We start from the raw sequence: 19,652 nt of genomic DNA, 5'->3' as shown, positions 1-19,652 counted from the left end.
GAGGGGTTAGGGGAGATTTGGCAGAAGTGAGAAACGAAGAAATAATAATTTTAACCCGCGGAATTTTTAGATAAGAGAAAAAACAATGACAACCCAAAACTTCCTAGTAGAAATCGGTACAGAAGAGCTGCCGCCAAAAGCTCTGAAAACATTAGCCACTGCCTTTGCAGATAACGTGCAGGTGGAATTGAATCAAGCGGGTTTAACCTTTGATAAAATCAAATGGTTTGCTGCGCCACGCCGTTTGGCGGTGAAAGTGTTGGCACTTGCCACACAGCAGCCGAGCAAAGAAATTGAAAAACGTGGGCCGGCAGTATCGGCAGCATTTGATGCGGAAGGCAAACCAACCAAAGCAGCGGAAGGCTGGGCGCGTGGTTGTGGGATTACTGTCGATCAGGCAGAACGCCTTGTCACGGACAAAGGCGAATGGTTGGTTCATCGTGCGAAAATTGAAGGTCAGCCGACCAAAAATTTGCTTGGTGAGATTGTGGCAACCGCTTTAGCGAAATTGCCAATTCCAAAACCGATGCGTTGGGCGGACAAAACCGTGCAATTTATTCGTCCTGTTCATACGGTAACGATGTTACTGGGTGATGAACTCATTGAAGGTGAAATTTTAGGTGTGGCAAGTAGTCGCACTATTCGTGGGCACTGTTTCTTGGGCGAGTCTGAATTTGAAATCCAACACGCCGATCAATATCCACAATTATTGCGTGAAAAAGGCTCGGTGATCGCTGATTTCAACGAACGTAAAGCAGTAATTTTGGCAAAATCTCAAGAAAAAGCGACCGTACTTGGTGGGGTGGCAGATATTGAAGACGATTTGCTCGATGAAGTCACTTCATTGGTGGAATATCCTAACGTGTTGGCAGCGAAATTTGAAGAACGTTTCCTTGCCGTGCCTGCGGAAGCCTTGGTTTATACGATGAAAGGCGACCAAAAATACTTCCCGATTTATGATAAAGAGGGCAAATTATTACCGCACTTTATTTTCGTATCGAACATTAACCCGGATGATCCAAGTGCGATTATTGAAGGGAACGAAAAAGTGGTGCGTCCACGTTTAACGGATGCGGAATTTTTCTTTAAAACCGATTTAAAACAAAAATTGGTGGATCGCTTGCCACGTTTGGAAACCGTATTGTTCCAACAACAACTCGGTACATTGCGTGATAAAACTGCTCGTATTGAACAGCTTGCAGGCGAAATTGCCAAACAAATCGGGGCAGATGAAACCAAAGCGAAGCGAGCAGGTTTGCTTTCAAAATGTGATTTGATGACCAATATGGTGTTTGAATTTACAGATACCCAAGGGGTAATGGGAATGCACTATGCCCGTCACGATGGCGAAGATGAAGAAGTGGCGGTAGCGTTAAACGAGCAATATATGCCACGTTTCGCCGGCGATGAGTTGCCGAAATCCTTGGTAGCAAGTGCGGTCGCTTTAGCGGATAAATTCGACACCCTGACAGGAATCTTCGGTATTGGACAAGCACCAAAAGGTAGTGCGGATCCTTTTGCTTTACGCCGTGCCGCATTGGGGGCATTACGTATTATCGTAGAGAAAAATCTCCCTCTTGATTTGGAAGATCTTGTGCAAAAAGCCACCGCACTTTTTGGCGATAAACTCACGAATAAAAATGTGGTTGCTGACGTGGTGGATTTTATGCTCGGGCGTTTCCGTGCATGGTATCAAGATGAAGGCATTGCGGTGGATGTGATTCAAGCAGTATTGGCTCGTCGCCCAACCCGCCCTGCTGATTTTGATGCTCGCGTGCGTGCGGTGTCTCATTTCCGTACCTTAGATTCTGCGGAGGCCTTGGCTGCGGCAAATAAACGTGTGGCAAATATTCTTGCCAAAGCGGATATTACTATCGGTGAGATTAATTTATACGCTTGTGTCGAGCCTGCGGAAAAAGCCTTAGCTGAAGCCGTGCTGGCATTGAAAACCAAAGTGAAGCCGTTAATTGCTCAAGGTGAATATACGGATGTGTTGGATAAACTTGCCAACTTACGTACACCGGTGGACAATTTCTTTGACAATGTGATGGTAAATGCAGAAGATCCAGCACTACGTCAAAACCGCTTGGCGATCCTAAACACGTTACAAAGCTTGTTCTTACAAGTAGCGGATATTTCAGTGCTTCAATAATTGAGTATAAGGGTGGTTGTTTTTTCAGCGACCATCCTTTTCTTTATAGACTTCAACAGATTATTTCTCTATAATCACCGCACTTTCCCCCCTTAGCTCAGTAGGTTAGAGCAGGCGACTCATAATCGCTTGGTCACTGGTTCAAGTCCGGTAGGGGGGACCAAACGGACTTTTCTCCTCTTATTTCCTCTTACGTTTTCATAAACTAAACCCTTGTAAACACTGACTTCAACGCCATTTTACTTTATTTTCTCATACGTTTTCTTACGCATTTATACGTTTACAGCCACAGATTTTAGTTATACGCTTAGTTATACGCAACAATGCGAAACAAATTGCGTATAACTAAAAATTGCTTAACCCTTAAATTTACTGGGCTGGAAGAGGATTATTTTTACCGTTTAGTTATACGGATTTTTATTTTATAGAGGCTTAAATTATGGCACGTATAACTAAACCACTCACCAACACCGAAATAGAGCGAGCAAAGCCAAAAGATAAAGATTGCACTTTATCAGACGGACAGGGGCTTTATTTATTGATTAAGCCATCAGGGGCTAAGCTATGGCGATTTAATTACTATCAACCTTTTAGCAGCCCTAGAAAGCGAGTTTTGCTAGGCTTGGGAAAATATCCCGATATTTCTTTATCACAAGCACGCAAGGTCAGAGATGAATTTTTATCATTGCTTGCACAAAATATCGATCCGCAACAATACCGGCAAACCATGTTGAACATATAAAATACTACCCCGTGACAAGTAAATATTTGTTCTGTTATTTATCAAATAGATAGCTGGTTAATTTCGGTTCGGTAGGCTTTTAGGGGACATTTAGGGGGCACAATGAATCCTTTAAGTGCCCCTAAAATTAATTGAATGACATAAAATGGTAAGAATAAGAATTTTTATTAAAAATACAGTGATCCCCTTAATGTCATTAAGGGGATTTTTCTAGATTACAATATCCGATTCAGCAAATTTTACCGAGAGAAAATCAATTAATAACCTTGCGGAAGGTTGAAAACTATTTCTTGAGCTATATGCAACGTGTACTATCCATTTGGGGATATGCCACCCGTCCGGTGAAATAATTTGCAGCCTTCCTTGGTTTAAATCCTTTCTGACTAATACTTCCGGCAATACTGCTATCCCAACGCCTTTAACCGCACTTTTATGAATAAGATAAATATTTTCACTGATTAATTTAGGGTAATAAACAATATTTTGTTTCCCTTCTTTTTGATGTTCAAATGGCCAAGAATGATCTTGTCTTACCCAAGTCAAAACAGGGTAATGATGAATTTGTTTCAGAGTTTTGAAAGGTTCCTTGACGAGCTTTGGGCTTGCCACTAAATAGTGTTGGGATAAACAAAATGTTTTTGTGACAACTTCACTGTCTTCAAAGGGATAAGGGCGTACTCTTAATGCGAAGTCCAACCTCTCTTTAATTAAGTCAACTTTTCTACTTGTATTTTCTACGAATAATTCAATATCGGCATAGGTTGCCATAAATTCAGCAAGCATATCATTCACATACAGATCCAATAACTCTTTAGGGCAACTCAGCCTAATTTGTCCTTTTGATTCGGATTGTTGCTCAATAAAGCGCTGTGCTTGTTCAACTTGTTGAACCAAACTGAGGCAATATTGGTAGTATTGATCACCTAAATATGTGACTTCAAATTGGTGGGTATTTCGCTGAATGAGTGCAACACCAAGTACTTTTTCTAACTTAGCAAAGCGACGACTGGCTTCACTAAAGCTTCCGGCATCAACTACTTGTACAAATAAATAGAGATCATTTAAGTCTAAATTATGTTTCATTTTATTGTTCCAAATATGCAACAGGGAAACTCATTTGTAGATCTACAAACAGAGTGATATTACCTCTATATTATGCGAGCTGTAGCACGGCAACATTGAAACAATGTGAGAGTTATTTTGAGCTGTAAACGACGTACATCTTAGACTTAACTAAGGTGTACGTCAAACTTTAATGTTTTTTAAAAAGCATACGGCTAAAAGTGCGGTCTGTTTTTTAACTATTTTAGGAGAAGTAAAAATGGCAAAACCTTATGTTCGCTTAGATAAAAATAATGCAGCAATGCTGTTGGTTGACCATCAAACCGGTCTTTTATCTTTAGTTCGTGATATTGATCCGGACAAATTCAAAAATAATGTGTTAGCTACAGCGGATTTAGCAAAATACTTTAATCTCCCAACTATTTTAACCACATCTTTTGAAACCGGTCCAAATGGTCCGTTAGTACCGGAGTTAAAAGAAATGTTCCCTGGTGCACCTTATATTGCTCGCCCGGGCAACATCAATGCGTGGGATAACGAAGATTTTGTTAAAGCAGTTAAAGCAACAGGTAAAAAACAATTGATTATTGCCGGTGTGGTCACTGAAGTTTGTGTGGCTTTCCCTGCGCTTTCTGCCATTGAAGAAGGGTTTGATGTATTTGTTATTGCTGATGCATCAGGAACATTTAACGAAATGACTCGTGATGCAGCTTGGCGTCGTATGGAATCAGCAGGTGTGCAAATGATGACTTGGTTCGGTGCTTCTTTAATGACACTCGCATTTAATCGTTTTAATCGTCGAATGGCACTAATTTTACTCATGGTTTTATTTACTATGCCGTAGGTAGCCTTATTTTATCCTTTATCGGTGATTATGGTACGATGTCTATGACTGGGACATAGATGACGATAATTGCTTTACTCTTAGTATGGACACAACGGTATGATAGGATTTATCAATAGAATCTCCAAAAAAAACTATGAGTTATATTAAAAAAATACTCAGTTTACTCCCTATAAATCTCAACTGAAACCAAGTAAAATGTGCCTGTTTTTTACTTTTTTAATTCTTTTTAGGAGTGACTATGGCAGCGGAAAGCTCAGGTGATTTAATTCGAGTGGTGGCATTGCTGGGTGCAGCAGTGGTGGCTGTGCCGTTATTTAAACGTATAGGATTAGGCTCTGTATTGGGTTATCTTGCCGCAGGGTTGGCAATTGGTCGTTATGGTTTACAAGTAATTGATGATCATCGCGCTATTATTCATCTTGCAGAATTTGGTGTTGTGATGTTCTTATTTGTGATTGGACTTGAAATGAAACCCTCACATCTCTGGGGATTACGTCGTCAGATTTTTGGGCTCGGCAGTATGCAGGTGATTATCTCCGCTATTTTAATGACGATTGTGGGCGCTCAATTTGGTGTATCTTGGGAGGTCGCATTTGTGTCTTCAGCCGGTTTTGTGTTGACATCCACCGCGATTGTGATGCAAGTATTAGGCGAACGCAAAGAACTTTCCACAAAGCGCGGTCAAAAAATCGTCTCAATTTTACTTTTTGAAGATTTATTAATCGTACCATTGCTTGCCGTTGTTACCTTTCTTTCTCCTTTTGAAAAAACAGAAGCCTCCATGCCTTGGTGGCAATCAGCCGGCATTGCGATGCTTGCCTTAGCCGCATTAGTGTTTATTGGTCGTTTCATTTTAAATCCGGTTTTCCGGATTTTAGCCAATGCCAAAGCGCGTGAAGTAATGACGGCGGCTGCACTTTTTGTAGTGTTAGGGGCGGCATTGTTAATGGAAGAAGCGGGATTATCTATGGCGATGGGGGCCTTTGTCGCCGGTGTAATGCTGTCTGAATCCGCATTCCGCCATCAATTAGAAGCCGATATTGAGCCTTTCCGTGGCTTATTGCTGGGGCTTTTTTTCCTTGGTGTTGGAATGGCATTAGATTTAAAAGTAGTGGCGGAAAATTGGCAATTAATCCTCTTGGGCGTGATTGTATTAATGCTCACCAAAGGAATCTGTATTTATCTTGTGGCACGTATGGCGAAAAGCACCCATAAAACAGCATTAGAACGCGCACTTTTAATGGCACAAGGGGGAGAATTTGCTTTTGTTCTTTTTGCAGCAGCGCTATCAAAAGGTGTGATTGATGAAACTGTGAATGCTAACATGACGGCAATCGTTGTGCTTTCTATGGTGATGACACCGATTATTCTTGTGCTTTATGAAAAATACGGTGCGAAAGAAATTGCAGAAGAAATTCAACACGATGAAATTGATGAACAGCATCCAATCCTCATTATCGGCATGGGACGTTTTGGACAAATAGTGAATGACTTGCTCCGTTTGAGCGGGTATGCCACAACGATAGTGGATCTTAATCCAAATATGATAAAAGGTTTTAATGAATATGGTATTAAATCTTATTTTGGTGATGCCTCACGTCGTGAATTTTTAATTGCGGCAGGATTGGAGCAGGCAGAAATGCTAGTAGTCGCCATTGACAACAAAGAGCAGGCATCTGCCATCGTGCATTTTGCCCGAGAAGTGAATCCGAATATTAAAATTATTGCCCGTTCTTACGACCGTTTCCACACATTTGATTTATATAATTCCGGTGCAAATGAAGTTGTTCGTGAAACCTTTGATTCCGCAGTGCGTACCGGTCGATTAGCATTAGAACGTCTAGGAATGGAACCTGAGGTGGCAAAAGAAATTGCAGAGTATTATTTCCATGGTGATCGCCATGAAGTGAGATTAATGTCTCAGGTTTATGAGCCAAAATCAGAATTTTTTAAAAGCCCGGTATTACAAGATATTGCTCGAGAATGCGACCAAAAAATGGCTGCAGATATTCAAGAAATCTTGCTAAGAGCGAAAGAAAAAGAACAAGAAGAAAATTAAAAAATTTGACAAAAACGACCGCACTTTTAAGCATTAAAGTGCGGTCGTTTCTTTTCATTTTTTGCATTATATAGCAGATCCGATTGAGGCTCATTTGTAGGGACACACTGCGTGTGTCCCTACCTTTCGTTGAAATACCTGTTTTTGTGCATCAGTTATATAACACTGGTTTTTTATTATACGCTCAATTTTGCCTTTAATTCTTGCAACGCACGTGCACGGTGAGAGATTTTTTTCTTTTCTGTTGTTTCCAGTTCTGCAAAGGTGCAACCTTGTTCCGGGCTGAAGAATAAGCTGTCGTAACCAAACCCATTTTCCCCTTTTTCCTCAAAACCAATCATACCGTGACATTCCCCTTCTGCAATGATAGGAGAAGGATCGGCGGGGTGTAGTAATAACACTATACAGCTCACAAATTTTGCGTGGCGTTTTTCCTTTGGTACATCGGCAAGTTCTGCCAATAATTTTTTACGATTTTTCGCATCATCGCCTTCTTCGCTGGCATAACGGGCGGAATACAAACCCGGTGCACCATTGAGGGCGTTGACAACTAAACCAGAATCGTCCGCAATTGCGGGTAAACCTGATTTTTCTGCGGCATAACGGGCCTTCAATAAAGCATTTTCTACAAAGGTTAGCCCCGTTTCCTCCGGGCTTTCAATGCCTAAATCCGTTTGAGCGATCACCTCAAATCCGAACGTCGCCAACACATCTGCCATTTCTTTTACTTTGCCTTGATTGCCGGTAGCAAGTACAATTTTTTGCATTATTATTTATCCTTTTTGTTGAAATTTTGATGATAACCGAACATTAATTCAGCCCAGTTTTGTTCTGTGAATTGGATCTTCATTCTTTCTGTTTCTTTCATAAAAGAGCGGTGTAAACGCTTCAAGTTTTCCACTTTCCAAAAATCTCCTGATTTTTCACCGCACTTATCAAAATCCAGCAGCCAACACTTTTGTTTGACTTCTGTATATTGAATAAGAATGTTGTGGGCGTTAAGATCCGTATGGCAAATTTGCAGATCATGTAACTGACGAATTAGCCCACCGATTTGTTGCCAAGTTTCATCAGCCAGTCTTTGGGTTTGCAAAAGTGCGGTCAAATCCTGTGCATTTTCGATTTTTTCTGTGAGGATATCCGCTTGATAACAAAAACCGAATTGACCTTTTTTTATACGAGCCCCCATAGGCTTGGGTACAGGCAAACCCGAATCATACAAGCGTTGTAATAAAGAAAATTCTGAGAAACTGCGTGTTTTGGCAAGGCTTGAAAAATGATAACGATCTTTATTGAATTTTCCCCATAAGCCGCCCCGATAATAATGACGAAGGGCACAATTTACGCCAAACCAATCTTGTGTTGCCAAAAAGTAAGTGGTTCCCCGACCTTTCGCCGAACCAAGAATACGGTTTTCTGTTTGCCAAAATTGTGGGTAGAAAAACTGATGTTGTTGGTCAAAAGTGCGGTCAAAATTAAAGATAAAAAATTGGTTATCTTGTTGGAATTCAAGCATTTTAGGTGGATTGAATGATAGAAAATGCCCCCATTCTACTTTAAAATAACGCTAATTTAAACGAGAAAGGAACGCTTATGCCGCTTTTTACCGAAGCTCCTACATCAATCTGTATCCTTCGCCTGTCGGCTGTGGGGGATGTGTGTCATGCCCTTGCGGTGGTACAACGTATTCAGGCCTATTATCCACAGACAAAAATCACTTGGATTGTGGGAAAAACGGAAGCAGCTTTGTTAGAAGGGATACCGAATGTGACACTGCTCCCTTATGATAAGAAAACTGGCTGGAAGGGTATTCTTTCCTTATGGAAACAACTTAAAAATCCCCATTTTGATGCCTTGTTGAATATGCAAACAGCATTTCGAGCCTCCATTCTTTCGTTAGGGATCAAGGCAAAATATAAAATCGGTTTTGGTCAAAAACGTTCTCGTGAGGGGCAACGCTTTTTTGTAAATCGCCGTGTGAACGATCCGGTATCGCCTCATGTATTGGATGGTTTTATGGCGTTTGCTGAATATCTTGGTGTGCCGAATGGGAAACCTACTTGGCATTTGTCAATTTCAGCGCAGGATCAGCAGGTTGCTGAACAATTTGTTGATCCGACCCGTAAAAATTTATTAATTTCTCCTTGTTCCAGTAAGGTTGAAAAAGATTGGTTGGTGGAACGTTATGCGGAAGTGGCAAATATAGCAAATCAGCATAATGTGAATGTGATTTTTTGTAGTTCCCCAGCGAAACGCGAGATGGAAATGGTGAAAAAAATAACCGCACTTTGTGATTTTGCGCCCACCAATGCCGCGGGAAAAACGAGCTTAAAACAACTCACTGCATTGATTGCTAAAGTAGATCTTGTGCTTTCGCCGGATTCCGGTCCTACCCATATTGCAACAACGCAGGGAACACCGGTCATCGGATTATATGCTTACCATAATCCATTACGTACCGCACCTTATAATAATATAGAAAATGTGGTATCGGTGTATGAAGAAAATGCACAAAAGGAATTTGGTCGACCTTCCTCTGAATTGCCTTGGGCAACAAAATTGAAAGGGAAAAATTTGATGGCGGAAATTCAAGTGAAAGAGGTGATTGCACAGATGGAAAAATTGAATTTATGGTAGCAAAAATGGCGTTCATTGAACGCCAATAGGGATATAATGTGAGAAAGATTATTCTCCTTTTTGCACATTAAACGCTTCTAATGCACGCAGAGAATAGGTATAAGCCGCACCGGCATTGAGGGCGATAGACATCGCTAAGGCTGCGGAAACTTCTTCTTCCGTCGCCCCTGCTTTTACCGCCTCTTCCGCATGAACGCTAATACAACTTTCACAACGGGTGGTAACAGCCACGGCAAGGGCAATTAATTCACGGGTTTTGGCATCAAGTATATTACCTTCAGCCGCAGCAGCACCTAATGCTTGATAGGCTTGCAACATTTTTGGGTGTTTTTTGCCAAGTTCGCCAAATGATTTTTTAACGTGTGAAGTGTGTTCTTTCCAATCTGTAAACATAATATTTTCTCCTCAAATATGATGATGTAATGATTAATTTTCGAGACAAATTATAGTATTTTTATACAAACAGACTTGTCAATTTGTCTCAATTTATATGGTTGGAATCTCATGATAGATTATTTAGATAAACTGACCCACTTGGCTCAGGTTAGGGGCGAAATTAATATTTGCTGTGAATTTCAGGGGGAGTGGCAACTGGTGCATCATGAACAATCAAATAATAAAGGGATTTTTCATTTGATTGAAGAAGGGGAATGTTGGCTTACTCTTGGTGATAAACCATTTCATTTAACTCAAGGGGATATCTTTTTTCTGCCGCAAAATCGACCGCACTTAGTAGGAAGTTTACCGGAAAATGGGAAAAATATTTTGCCTAATAAGCGACGACAAGGTATTTTTGAAGTACAAAAAATCGGGCGAGGAACGCCGGATTTAAAGATGTTTTGTGGGGTATTTTATTATCAGGAAAATACCTTGTTGATGGCATCATTACCGGATTATTTGCATTTAAATTTGTGTGACACCTCAATTCAATTACTCGTGCAATTATTTCTGCAGGAAGCCAAAAAGCAAGAGAGCGGCAATCAATCAGTAATAGATTCATTGGCAAATGTGTTGTTTATTTATATTCTTCGTCACGCTATCAGTCTTGGAATGATTGAACGTGGTGTTCTTTACGCACTTCAGGATAAACGGTTGAATCCGGTGCTTATTCGGCTTTTGCAAGCACCGGCACAAAATTGGCATATTGAGCAACTTGCGGATTTGGCGGCGATGTCTAGGGCGAATTTTATCCGTGTGTTTCAACAGCAGGTTGGGATGCCTCCCGGTAAATTTCTCACCAAAGTGCGGTTAGATTTGGCGGCGTTTTTATTAAAACACTCTCAAAAAAACGTCTTGGCTATCGCATTGGAAGTCGGGTATCAATCTGAGGCACATTTCAGTAAAGCTTTCAAAAATGCTTATCAAATTTCACCAAGTCTTTATCGCAAGGTATAAACTCTGTCAGGTGTAAATTGAAGTTTTTTTACGCTATAATGTTCAGGTTTTGAAGGCAACCTATGTTGCCTTTTGTTTTTAAGGAAATCTTATGTTTGATAAAATTTTTTCATGGTTTGAAAACCGTTTAAATCCTTATCCGGAAAGCAATCCGACGACACCGGAAAAAGGGCTGTTCCGTTTTATTTGGTCAAGCATTGACGGTATGAAAGGCTGGATTTTCTTGCTGGCAATTTTAACGGTTGGTACCGGTGTGATGGAGGCATTACTATTCCAATTTATGGGCTTGCTCGTGGATTGGCTTGGCGCTTATACACCGGCGACCTTGTGGCAGGAAAAAGGGCATTTGCTTATTGGTATGGCGGCGCTGCTTTTGTTCAGTATTGTGTGGTCTTTTATCGGAGTGAATGTTCGGCTGCAAACCTTGCAAGGGGTGTTCCCCATGCGGTTGCGTTGGAATTTCCACCGTCTAATGCTTGGACAAAGTTTGAGTTTTTACCAAGATGAATTTGCCGGACGGGTTTCGGCAAAAGTGATGCAAACCGCCCTCGCCGTGCGTGATACGGTGATGACGATTGCTGATATGTTGGTTTATGTGGCGGTGTATTTTATCACCTCAGGTTTGGTATTGGCGGCGTTAGATATTTGGTTCTTATTGCCCTTTGCTATTTGGATTTTGCTCTTTATCACCATTTTGAAATTGCTGATTCCTCGTTTAGCGAAAACGGCAGAACGCCAAGCAGATGCCCGCTCTTTGATGACCGGGCGGGTAACCGATGCTTATTCCAATATTGCGACGGTAAAATTATTCTCTCACGGTTCTCGTGAGGCAGCCTATGCTAAACGTTCAATGGAAGAATTTATGGTGACAGTACATGCGCAAATGCGTCTTGCTAGCTCCCTTGATACCTTAACCTATGCAAGCAATATTTTCTTAACCCTAACCACGGCAATATTGGGTGTCATTTTATGGCAACAGGGGCACGTGGGGGTAGGGGCGATTGCCACAGCGACCGCTATGGCATTGCGTGTGAATGGCTTGTCCCGTTGGATTATGTGGGAATCGGCACGGTTATTTGAGAACATTGGTACGGTAAATGATGGAATGGCGACGCTGACAAAACCGCACACCATTGTGGATAAACCGAATTGTCCGCCGTTACAGGTCAAGCAAGGGGAAATTAAATTTAATGATATTACTTTTGCTTATGATCCGACAAAACCTTTATTGAATCATTTTAATCTCACTATTAAACCGGGAGAAAAAGTCGGGTTAATCGGGCGTTCCGGGGCGGGTAAATCGACGATTGTTAATCTCTTACTGCGTTTTTATGAGGCTCAGCACGGTACAATCACCATTGACGGACAAAATGTACTGGATGTCCAACAAGAAAGTTTGCGTAGCCAAATTGGCTTGGTGACACAAGATACCTCGTTATTACACCGTTCTGTACGTGACAATATTATTTATGGTCGCCCGAATGCAACGGATGAGGAAATGAAATGGGCGGCAGAGCGTGCCGAAGCGGCGGATTTCATTCCGTTCTTGACGGATGCGCAAGGTAGAAAAGGTTATGATGCGCACGTGGGTGAGCGAGGTGTTAAACTGTCCGGTGGTCAGCGTCAGCGTATTGCCATTGCCCGTGTGATGTTGAAAGATGCGCCGATTTTGTTACTGGATGAAGCGACCAGTGCGTTGGATTCGGAAGTGGAAGTGGCGATTCAAGAAAGTCTCGATAAAATGATGGAAAATAAAACGGTGATCGCTATTGCCCATCGTTTATCTACCATTGCGGCAATGGACCGTTTGATTGTGTTAGATAAAGGTCAAATTGTGGAGCAAGGTACACACAGCGAATTACTTGAACAAAATGGTTTGTACGCAAAACTTTGGAAACATCAAAGTGGTGGCTTTTTAAGTAGTCATGAACATTTAGATTAATACGGAAAATAGCAGTATGATGTAGCTGTTGCACAAACGGAGATGAATACAGAAAAACAATAAAGTGCAGTTGAAATTAACCGCATTTTTTGCTCCTATAATCAAATTTTTTAGTCACCACAGATGAGAGCTTATGCTATTTACCTTCTATGAGAACTATCCTAAGTTAGGTGAAGAAACCAACATATTTTGGGATAAAATGTTTGCCAAGTATTTTGAAGCAGTATTACTTTTGAGGGATATTATTAATGAGTGAAAAACAATATAGCATTATCGTGGTTTTTAATTGTGACGGCAATGACGTTATATGACATTTATTATCAACAAAGGATATATAGTGATTCAATGGGTAATCTCGGTAGATTAGGCTTCAGAAGATACTTAGTGATTAGTTAAAGGGAGGGAGGTGAATAGCTGTTTAATCCTTGAGATAAAAATTTGGTTCCCTTTTTTTAGCTAATCGACTAGAGTTTTTTTAAATTAAACTGGGATGATAAAATTGCAACTATAAACAGTTGCAATTTTAGCAAGTTTTCATCCCTAAACCGAAATTTACAATTATTAGAAAATTTCTTGTTCTATTCTATCGAAGTTGAAATTTAGATTGGAGAGAAAGCATTCAGTACAAGGAATGCCTTCTAAAGATATTAAACAATTTCACTTAATTTGACTGGTCGTCCTTCATCAAGAGAACGTTTAGCCGCTAGCGCAATAACGACAGGTTGTAACCCGTCATTACCGTTCACCAATGTTGGTTTGTCATTGATAATAGCATCAATAAAACAAGACATTTCATCGGCAAAAGATTGCATATAACGCTCTAAGAAGAAATATTTCGGTTTTTCAGCGATCACACCCATTTCACAAGAGTAAACGGCTGTTGAGTCGGCATCATTTTTTGTTTGAACCGCGCCTTTTGAACCGAATACTTCGGCGCGCTGATCATAACCATAAACCGCTTTACGGCTATTATCGATCACCGCTATCGCACCATTTGCCAGTTTTAGGGTAATCACCGCTGTATCAATATCCCCTGCTTTTCCAATTTCCGGATTAACCAATACTCCTCCGGCTGCATAGACTTCAACCACCTCGCTACCGGATAAATATCTAACCATATCAAAATCATGGATTGTCATATCGAAAAACATCCCTCCGGACACTTTTACATATTCAATTGGCGGAGCATCCGGATCACGGGATGTAATGCGGATTAAATGCGGTTCACCGATATCCCCATTTTCTACTCGTGTTTTAATGGCTTTAAAATTATGGTCGAAACGACGGTTAAACCCCACTTGGAATTTCACGCCTGCTTTTTCTACTTCATGGAGTACCTCTTTAATTTTGTTAATATCGGCATCCACCGGTTTTTCACAAAAAACGTGTTTTCCAGCTCGAGCGGCTTCAATTGAAATAAGGGCATGAGTGTTAGTTGAGGAACAAACTAAAACCGCATCAATTTCCGGATCTTGAAGAATTTTTTTATAATCTTCATAAATATTCGGAATCCCCATTTCTTTTGCCCAATTGATTAGTTCGTCTGTTATTTTTACATCTGAAATTGCCTTAACTTCCGCCCTTTTGACGTATTTTGTAATACTTTCCGAATGCACACGACCAATACGTCCGGCACCAATAATACCAACCTTAATCATAATTAAATCCCCGCTGTTTCTTTAATGTATTGACGGCCTTTCACGGCATACTCAAACGGATTGGCAATAGCCGGATCTTGCTCCGCCTCTACCACCATCCAACCTTTATAATCGTGCTTCTCAAGAATCTCAAAAATCGGTTTGAAATCAATAACTCCATCGCCCGGAACAGTAAATGTTCCTTTACGTACCCCTTCTAAGAAACTTAAGTTTTTCTCCTTCACCTCTGTAACAACATCATCACGCACATCTTTCAGATGAACATGGCAAATGCGGTCGATATATTTTTCTAATACCTCAAGCATCGCTTTTTGAGATCCTTCGGAATAATAAAGATGACCGGAATCAAAGAGTAAATAAACGTTATCATTGACAACTGACATATATTTATCAACTTCGGTCGGCGTTTGAATCCCTGTTCCCATATGATGATGCAAACAAACTTTCATCCCTTTTTCTTCTGCAAGTTTGGCAAGCTCATTATACCCCTCAGCAAGTTTTTGCCACTCTTCTTCAGTAAAAATTGGTTTTTCTTTAAAAACAGCTTTTGTTGTTCCTTGAATACTACGGCTTTGTTCCGAGCAACCGATAACTGTCGCCCCCATCGCGTGTAAGAAATCACGATGTTTAATAAATTCCTGAATGGTTTCCTCTTTTTTGCCCTCAACAAAAAACGTACTAAACCAAGCATTGCAAATTTGAATACCACGAACATTTAATTTATGTTTCAGTACCTCTACATCGCGCGGATATTTATTGCCCACTTCACAGCCCGTGAAACCGGCAAGCGACATTTCACTAATACATTGTTCAAAAGTATTTTCTTTACCGAGATCCGGCATATCATCATTAGTCCAACCAATAGGGGCAATCCCTAGTTTCACATTTTCAGCTTTCATAATTTTTCCTCACTAATTAAATGATTAAATGCAAATACTGTGTTTAATAGCGCCGAGCTTCGCGAATATGTTTCACACTATTTTGATACGCCTCTTGAATACGTTCTTTCTCAGAAACCTCTGCCACACCAACATGCCACCAACTTCCGTAACCGTGAATCATCGTTTTAGGTAGAACTTTGATATCAATTAAGGTTGAAATTACTTGTTTTTTCGCATCTTCAAGTGCGAAACGTAACTCTTCTTCATTTGTGACCTTGTAGGTTTTACAACCGTAAGAAGCCGCATTCATCGCAAAATCAACCGGTACAAAATTTCCATCCAGTTGGTTCGTTAGCGGATTTCTGAAGCGAAATTCTGTTGCAAAACTCCCCATTCCATGACCAATTTGTAAATTGTTAATACATCCGTTAGTCATATTATCAAACAGAATCACATTAATTTTTTTGCCTTCTTGAATAGAAGTCACAAGCTCTGAATGCAACATCATATAGGAACCGTCACCCAATAACGCATAGACTTCTTTTTCAGGTTGAGCCAACTTTACGCCTAAAGCCGCATTGATTTCATAACCCATACAGGAATAACCGTATTCCAAATGGTAAGTTTCTTCGCCTTTTGATTGCCAAGCCCGTTGTAAGTCGCCGGGGAGACTGCCGGCAGCACCAACAATCACTGCATTTTCATCTAAAACTTCATTTAAAATTCCAAGTACCCGACTTTGAGGTAAACGAGATTTCGTAAGATTAATAAATTCCTTATAGACTTTTTCTCTATCTAATGCATCATCCACTTCCGGAATAAAATTATCAGAATAAGAAATATGATAGATACGCTGTAATTCTTCATTAAAACGTTGTTTTGCTTCTGATATTTGATTTCCCCAGTTTGCTTGGTAACGTGCCGATTGTAGAAGTGCGGTCAGTTTTTCCAGTGTTTTCTTCGCATCAGCAACAACTTGCACACCATCAAGTTTATAAGCATCAAATCGGGCAATATTAATATTTAAATATTTTGCATTTGGATTTTGGAAAAGCCATTTTGAGGAGGTCGTGAAGTCGGTATATCTCGTTCCTATTCCGATAATGAGATCCGCTTCTTTGGCAAGTAAATTAGCGGATAAACAACCGGTTTCACCAATGCCCCCTATGTTAAATTCGTGAGAAGAAATGACCGCACTTTTTCCTGCCTGTGTTTCCGCAAACGGAATATGGAATGCTTCTGCAAAAATTTTCAATTGTTCCCCCGCTTCAGAATAACGAACTCCGCCACCGCAAATAATGAGGGGCTTTTGACTTTTCATCATGAGCTCAAATGCGGAAGAAAGCATGGGTTCGGTTGGTAAGATTCGTTCAATTCTATGAATCCGTTTTTGTAAGAAATAATCAGGGAAATCATAGGCTTCAGATTGAACATCTTGTGGAAGAGCGATAGTAACAGCCCCTGTTTCCGCCGGATCCGTTAATACACGCATAGCATTGATACAAGTAGTCATCAGTTGTTCCGGACGATTCACTCTATCCCAGTATTTACTCACTGCTTTAAAAGCATCATTGGTACTGATACTCAAATCATAAGGTTGCTCAATTTGTTGTAGCACAGGATCAGGTTGACGAGTGGCGAAAACATCACCGGGGAGTAAAAGAAGTGGAATTCTGTTGGCCGTTGCGACCGCCGCAGCGGTTATCATATTTGCTGCACCGGGACCAACGGAGGAAGTGCAAGCATAAATTTTTTTACGTAAATTTTGCTTTGCAAATCCTGTAGCCACATGCGCCATTCCTTGTTCATTACGTCCCTGTCTTACAATCAGTTCGCCGCTGTCTTGTTCAAGCGCCTGCCCAATTCCTAATACGTTGCCATGCCCAAAAATACCAAATACACCTTCAATAAATTTCGTGACTTTACCATCAAATTCCACATACTGATTATCAAGAAATTTTACCAATGCTTGTGCAACAGTTAGTTTTATCGCTTTCATTACAACCTCCTTCGGGATAATTTGATATCCGTTGTAGTATATTTATGCTTTTTTTAAATTGAAATATATTTGAAATGAAAATTTCATTTTTGAGACATAGATCAAACTTTTAGGCTAATGTCACCAATTTTAATTGGCGGTACATTTACTTTTAAGGGAAATCGTCCACAAACTTTAGAAAGATATGTGATCGACATCTCAAAATCATTTTTTTAAAGTTGATTTTTTTTGAAAAAAACATTTCAATACCGATAGATGATAGATTTAAAAAAATACAAGAGGGTAACATTATGAAAGAAATTGAAAAAAAATTAGATCTTATCTGTTTGGGACGTGTCGCTGTTGATTTTTATGCACAGCAAATCGGTGCCAGATTAGAAGATGCCTCATCATTTTCTAAATACCTTGGCGGTTCTTCCGGTAACGTTGCTTATGGAACGGCTGTTCAAGGAATAAAATCCTCTATGCTGGCTCGTGTCGGTGATGAGCATATGGGGCGTTTTCTTCGTGAAGAACTCCAACGTGTCGGTGTAGATACGAGCCATCTCATTACAGATAAAGAGCGATTAACCGCACTCGTTATTTTGGGTATCAAAGATCAGGATACGTTCCCTCTCATTTTTTATCGTGAAAATTGTGCCGATATGGCCATTAACAAAAACGATTTTGACGAAGCATACATTGCCTCTGCAAAGGCATTGGCAATCACAGGAACCCATTTATCTCATCCTAAAACACGTGAGGCTGTATTAACAGCCTTAGAATATGCGGGGCGGAATAATACTAAGCGTTTACTTGATATTGATTATCGCCCTGTTCTGTGGGGACTCACTTCCTTAGGCGATGGCGAAACACGTTTTATCGATTCAGAAGCCGTGACAAAATCGTTACAAGAAGTGTTACACCATTTTGATGTTTTAGTGGGAACGGAGGAAGAATTTCATATTGCCGGCGGTTCTACCGATACATTAACCGCATTAAAAAATATTCGTCAATTATGTGATGCCGTTTTAGTGTGTAAACGAGGTGCATCAGGCTGTTCTGTTTTTGAGCACGAAATTCCCGATGATCTTGACGGAGGTCTTAATGTATTCGGTGTTCGTGTTGAAGTGCTGAATGTTCTCGGTGCAGGTGATGCTTTTATGTCAGGATTAATTCGAGGCTACATTAATAACGAAGGTTGGGAACAATCTTGCCGTTATGCAAATGCCTGTGGTGCTTTAGTCGTTTCCCGTCATGGTTGCGCTCCTGCTATGCCAACAAAAGCCGAATTAGATGATTATTTGGCTAGAGTACAATTTGTTCCCCGTCCTGATATTGATGAAAGACTTAACCACTTACATCGAGTTACGACAAGAAAAAATCAATGGGACAATTTATGTATTTTTGCTTTTGATCATCGCAAACAACTTGTTGATATGGCGAAAAAAGTCGGTGCAGACATTACAAGAATACCGAAATTAAAACAGCTTCTCTTAAAAGCAGCAGAAAAAGCGGCAAGTGGTGAAAATATTACTCAAGGACACGCAGGCATTTTGGCCGATACCACATTCGGGCAAGCCGCACTTAATGAAATTACCGGCAAAAAATGGTGGATTGGTCGCCCAATTGAACTCCCTTCTTCTCGCCCTTTGCGTTTAGAGCATGGCGACCTTGGTAGCCAATTAGTCAATTGGCCACAAGAGCATATCGTGAAATGTTTGGTATTCTACCATCCAAAAGATGCAACTGAAATGAAGATGGAACAAGACGAAAGTTTGAAACAAATTTATCAAACTTGTTGTAAAACCGGACATGAATTTCTACTTGAAGTTATTTTGCCTCATGATATGGAACAAGATGAGAAATATTACGCTGAAATGATTACTCACTTTTATCAATTAGGCATAAAACCGGATTGGTGGAAATTACCCGGATTATCTTCATCAGAATGGGACAAAATCAGCGAGCTAATCCAAAAAAATGATGTCTATTGCCGAGGTATTTTAATTTTAGGTTTGGATGCTCCGGAAGAACAATTTGAATCGATTTTTAATGCGGCTGCCAATAAACCGTTGGTTAAAGGCTTTGCGGTAGGAAGAACAATCTTTGGGCAACCTTCAATGGAGTGGTTAGCGGATAAATTAAATGATGACGAATTGATTCAACAAGTCTCTCAACGTTATCAACGATTGATCAAACTTTGGAAATTACGTAATTAACCTTAGTTTGTATTAAGAAAAAATGCCCTTGATTAAAAACAAGGGCATTTTTATTATTCTTTATCTTTATCTTTATC

14 protein-coding genes, 1 tRNA gene and 1 pseudogene are annotated in these 19,652 nt (G+C 40.3%); 9 read left to right on the top strand and 7 right to left on the bottom strand.

From position 1 onward, the window contains the following. Nucleotides 1-85 precede the first annotated feature (85 nt). From glyS to BKK47_RS06795, 3 genes and pseudogenes are all read left to right on the top strand, one after another. A complete protein-coding gene (gene glyS, locus BKK47_RS06805) occupies nucleotides 86-2,152 on the top strand; it encodes a glycine--tRNA ligase subunit beta (protein ID WP_077494128.1) in 2,067 nt (688 codons plus the stop codon). An 86-nt stretch (nucleotides 2,153-2,238) separates the two neighbouring features. Further along, nucleotides 2,239-2,315 (top strand) — tRNA-Ile (locus tag BKK47_RS06800). A gap of 276 nt (nucleotides 2,316-2,591) precedes the next feature. Next, nucleotides 2,592-2,876: pseudogene (locus BKK47_RS06795) on the top strand (integrase arm-type DNA-binding domain-containing protein); the annotation flags it as partial. A gap of 228 nt (nucleotides 2,877-3,104) precedes the next feature. On the opposite strand, the gene BKK47_RS06790 reads toward BKK47_RS06795, so the two are convergent. Continuing rightward, on the bottom strand, nucleotides 3,105-3,977 hold the full coding sequence (locus BKK47_RS06790; RefSeq protein ID WP_077494126.1) for a LysR substrate-binding domain-containing protein: 873 nt from the start codon (nucleotides 3,975-3,977) through the stop codon (nucleotides 3,105-3,107). Between the two features lie 238 nt (nucleotides 3,978-4,215). Here BKK47_RS06790 and ycaC point away from each other — a divergent pair, with 238 nt between their 5' ends. Further along, nucleotides 4,216-4,800, top strand: coding sequence for an isochorismate family cysteine hydrolase YcaC (gene ycaC / locus BKK47_RS06785; protein ID WP_077494130.1), 585 nt, complete (start codon nucleotides 4,216-4,218; stop codon nucleotides 4,798-4,800). Between the two features lie 241 nt (nucleotides 4,801-5,041). Further along, nucleotides 5,042-6,862, top strand: a complete 1,821-nt coding sequence (locus BKK47_RS06780; protein ID WP_077494125.1) for a monovalent cation:proton antiporter-2 (CPA2) family protein — start codon at nucleotides 5,042-5,044, stop codon at nucleotides 6,860-6,862. A 176-nt stretch (nucleotides 6,863-7,038) separates the two neighbouring features. Here the strand turns inward: BKK47_RS06780 and BKK47_RS06775 are convergent, their stop codons facing one another. Both BKK47_RS06775 and BKK47_RS06770 read right to left on the bottom strand, forming a co-directional pair. Beyond that, nucleotides 7,039-7,632: an XTP/dITP diphosphatase gene (locus BKK47_RS06775; RefSeq protein ID WP_077494124.1), complete on the bottom strand. Its 594-nt coding sequence runs from the start codon at nucleotides 7,630-7,632 to the stop codon at nucleotides 7,039-7,041. Continuing rightward, nucleotides 7,632-8,378: a 3-deoxy-D-manno-octulosonic acid kinase gene (locus BKK47_RS06770; RefSeq protein WP_077494123.1), complete on the bottom strand. Its 747-nt coding sequence runs from the start codon at nucleotides 8,376-8,378 to the stop codon at nucleotides 7,632-7,634. Before BKK47_RS06770 ends, BKK47_RS06775 begins: the two co-directional genes overlap by 1 nt. A 77-nt stretch (nucleotides 8,379-8,455) precedes the next feature. Here BKK47_RS06770 and BKK47_RS06765 point away from each other — a divergent pair, with 77 nt between their 5' ends. Next, a complete protein-coding gene (locus BKK47_RS06765; RefSeq protein WP_077494122.1) occupies nucleotides 8,456-9,499 on the top strand; it encodes a glycosyltransferase family 9 protein in 1,044 nt (347 codons plus the stop codon). 48 nt (nucleotides 9,500-9,547) lie between these two features. Here BKK47_RS06765 and BKK47_RS06760 read toward each other — a convergent pair whose 3' ends face one another. Further along, nucleotides 9,548-9,892, bottom strand: a complete 345-nt coding sequence (locus BKK47_RS06760; RefSeq protein ID WP_018357204.1) for a carboxymuconolactone decarboxylase family protein — start codon at nucleotides 9,890-9,892, stop codon at nucleotides 9,548-9,550. Nucleotides 9,893-10,006: 114 nt separating this feature from the next. Here BKK47_RS06760 and BKK47_RS06755 point away from each other — a divergent pair, with 114 nt between their 5' ends. Further along, nucleotides 10,007-10,894, top strand: a complete 888-nt coding sequence (locus BKK47_RS06755; protein ID WP_077494129.1) for a cupin domain-containing protein — start codon at nucleotides 10,007-10,009, stop codon at nucleotides 10,892-10,894. A 91-nt stretch (nucleotides 10,895-10,985) separates the two neighbouring features. Next, on the top strand, nucleotides 10,986-12,836 hold the full coding sequence (locus tag BKK47_RS06750) for an ABC transporter ATP-binding protein (protein WP_077494121.1): 1,851 nt from the start codon (nucleotides 10,986-10,988) through the stop codon (nucleotides 12,834-12,836). A gap of 647 nt (nucleotides 12,837-13,483) precedes the next feature. Here the strand turns inward: BKK47_RS06750 and iolG are convergent. The 3 genes from iolG to iolD are packed head-to-tail and all read right to left on the bottom strand — an operon-like array spanning nucleotide 13,484 to nucleotide 17,374. Beyond that, entirely contained in the window at nucleotides 13,484-14,494 is a 1,011-nt protein-coding gene (gene iolG / locus BKK47_RS06745) for an inositol 2-dehydrogenase (RefSeq protein WP_077494120.1), read from the bottom strand. A 2-nt stretch (nucleotides 14,495-14,496) separates the two neighbouring features. After that, nucleotides 14,497-15,393, bottom strand: coding sequence for a myo-inosose-2 dehydratase (iolE, locus tag BKK47_RS06740; protein WP_077494119.1), 897 nt, complete (start codon nucleotides 15,391-15,393; stop codon nucleotides 14,497-14,499). Between the two features lie 43 nt (nucleotides 15,394-15,436). After that, nucleotides 15,437-17,374, bottom strand: coding sequence for a 3D-(3,5/4)-trihydroxycyclohexane-1,2-dione acylhydrolase (decyclizing) (gene iolD, locus BKK47_RS06735; protein ID WP_077494118.1), 1,938 nt, complete (start codon nucleotides 17,372-17,374; stop codon nucleotides 15,437-15,439). 290 nt (nucleotides 17,375-17,664) lie between these two features. On the opposite strand from iolD, the gene BKK47_RS06730 reads away from it, so the two are divergent. After that, the gene (locus BKK47_RS06730; protein WP_077494117.1) at nucleotides 17,665-19,575 is read left to right on the top strand and encodes a bifunctional 5-dehydro-2-deoxygluconokinase/5-dehydro-2-deoxyphosphogluconate aldolase; all 1,911 of its coding nucleotides are present in this window, start codon (nucleotides 17,665-17,667) and stop codon (nucleotides 19,573-19,575) included. The last annotated feature ends 77 nt before the right edge of the window (nucleotides 19,576-19,652 follow it).

This window comes from Rodentibacter mrazii (assembly GCF_001998825.1).
GTDB lineage: Bacteria > Pseudomonadota > Gammaproteobacteria > Enterobacterales > Pasteurellaceae > Rodentibacter > Rodentibacter mrazii.
This window is presented reverse-complemented; position numbering and strand designations above follow the sequence as displayed.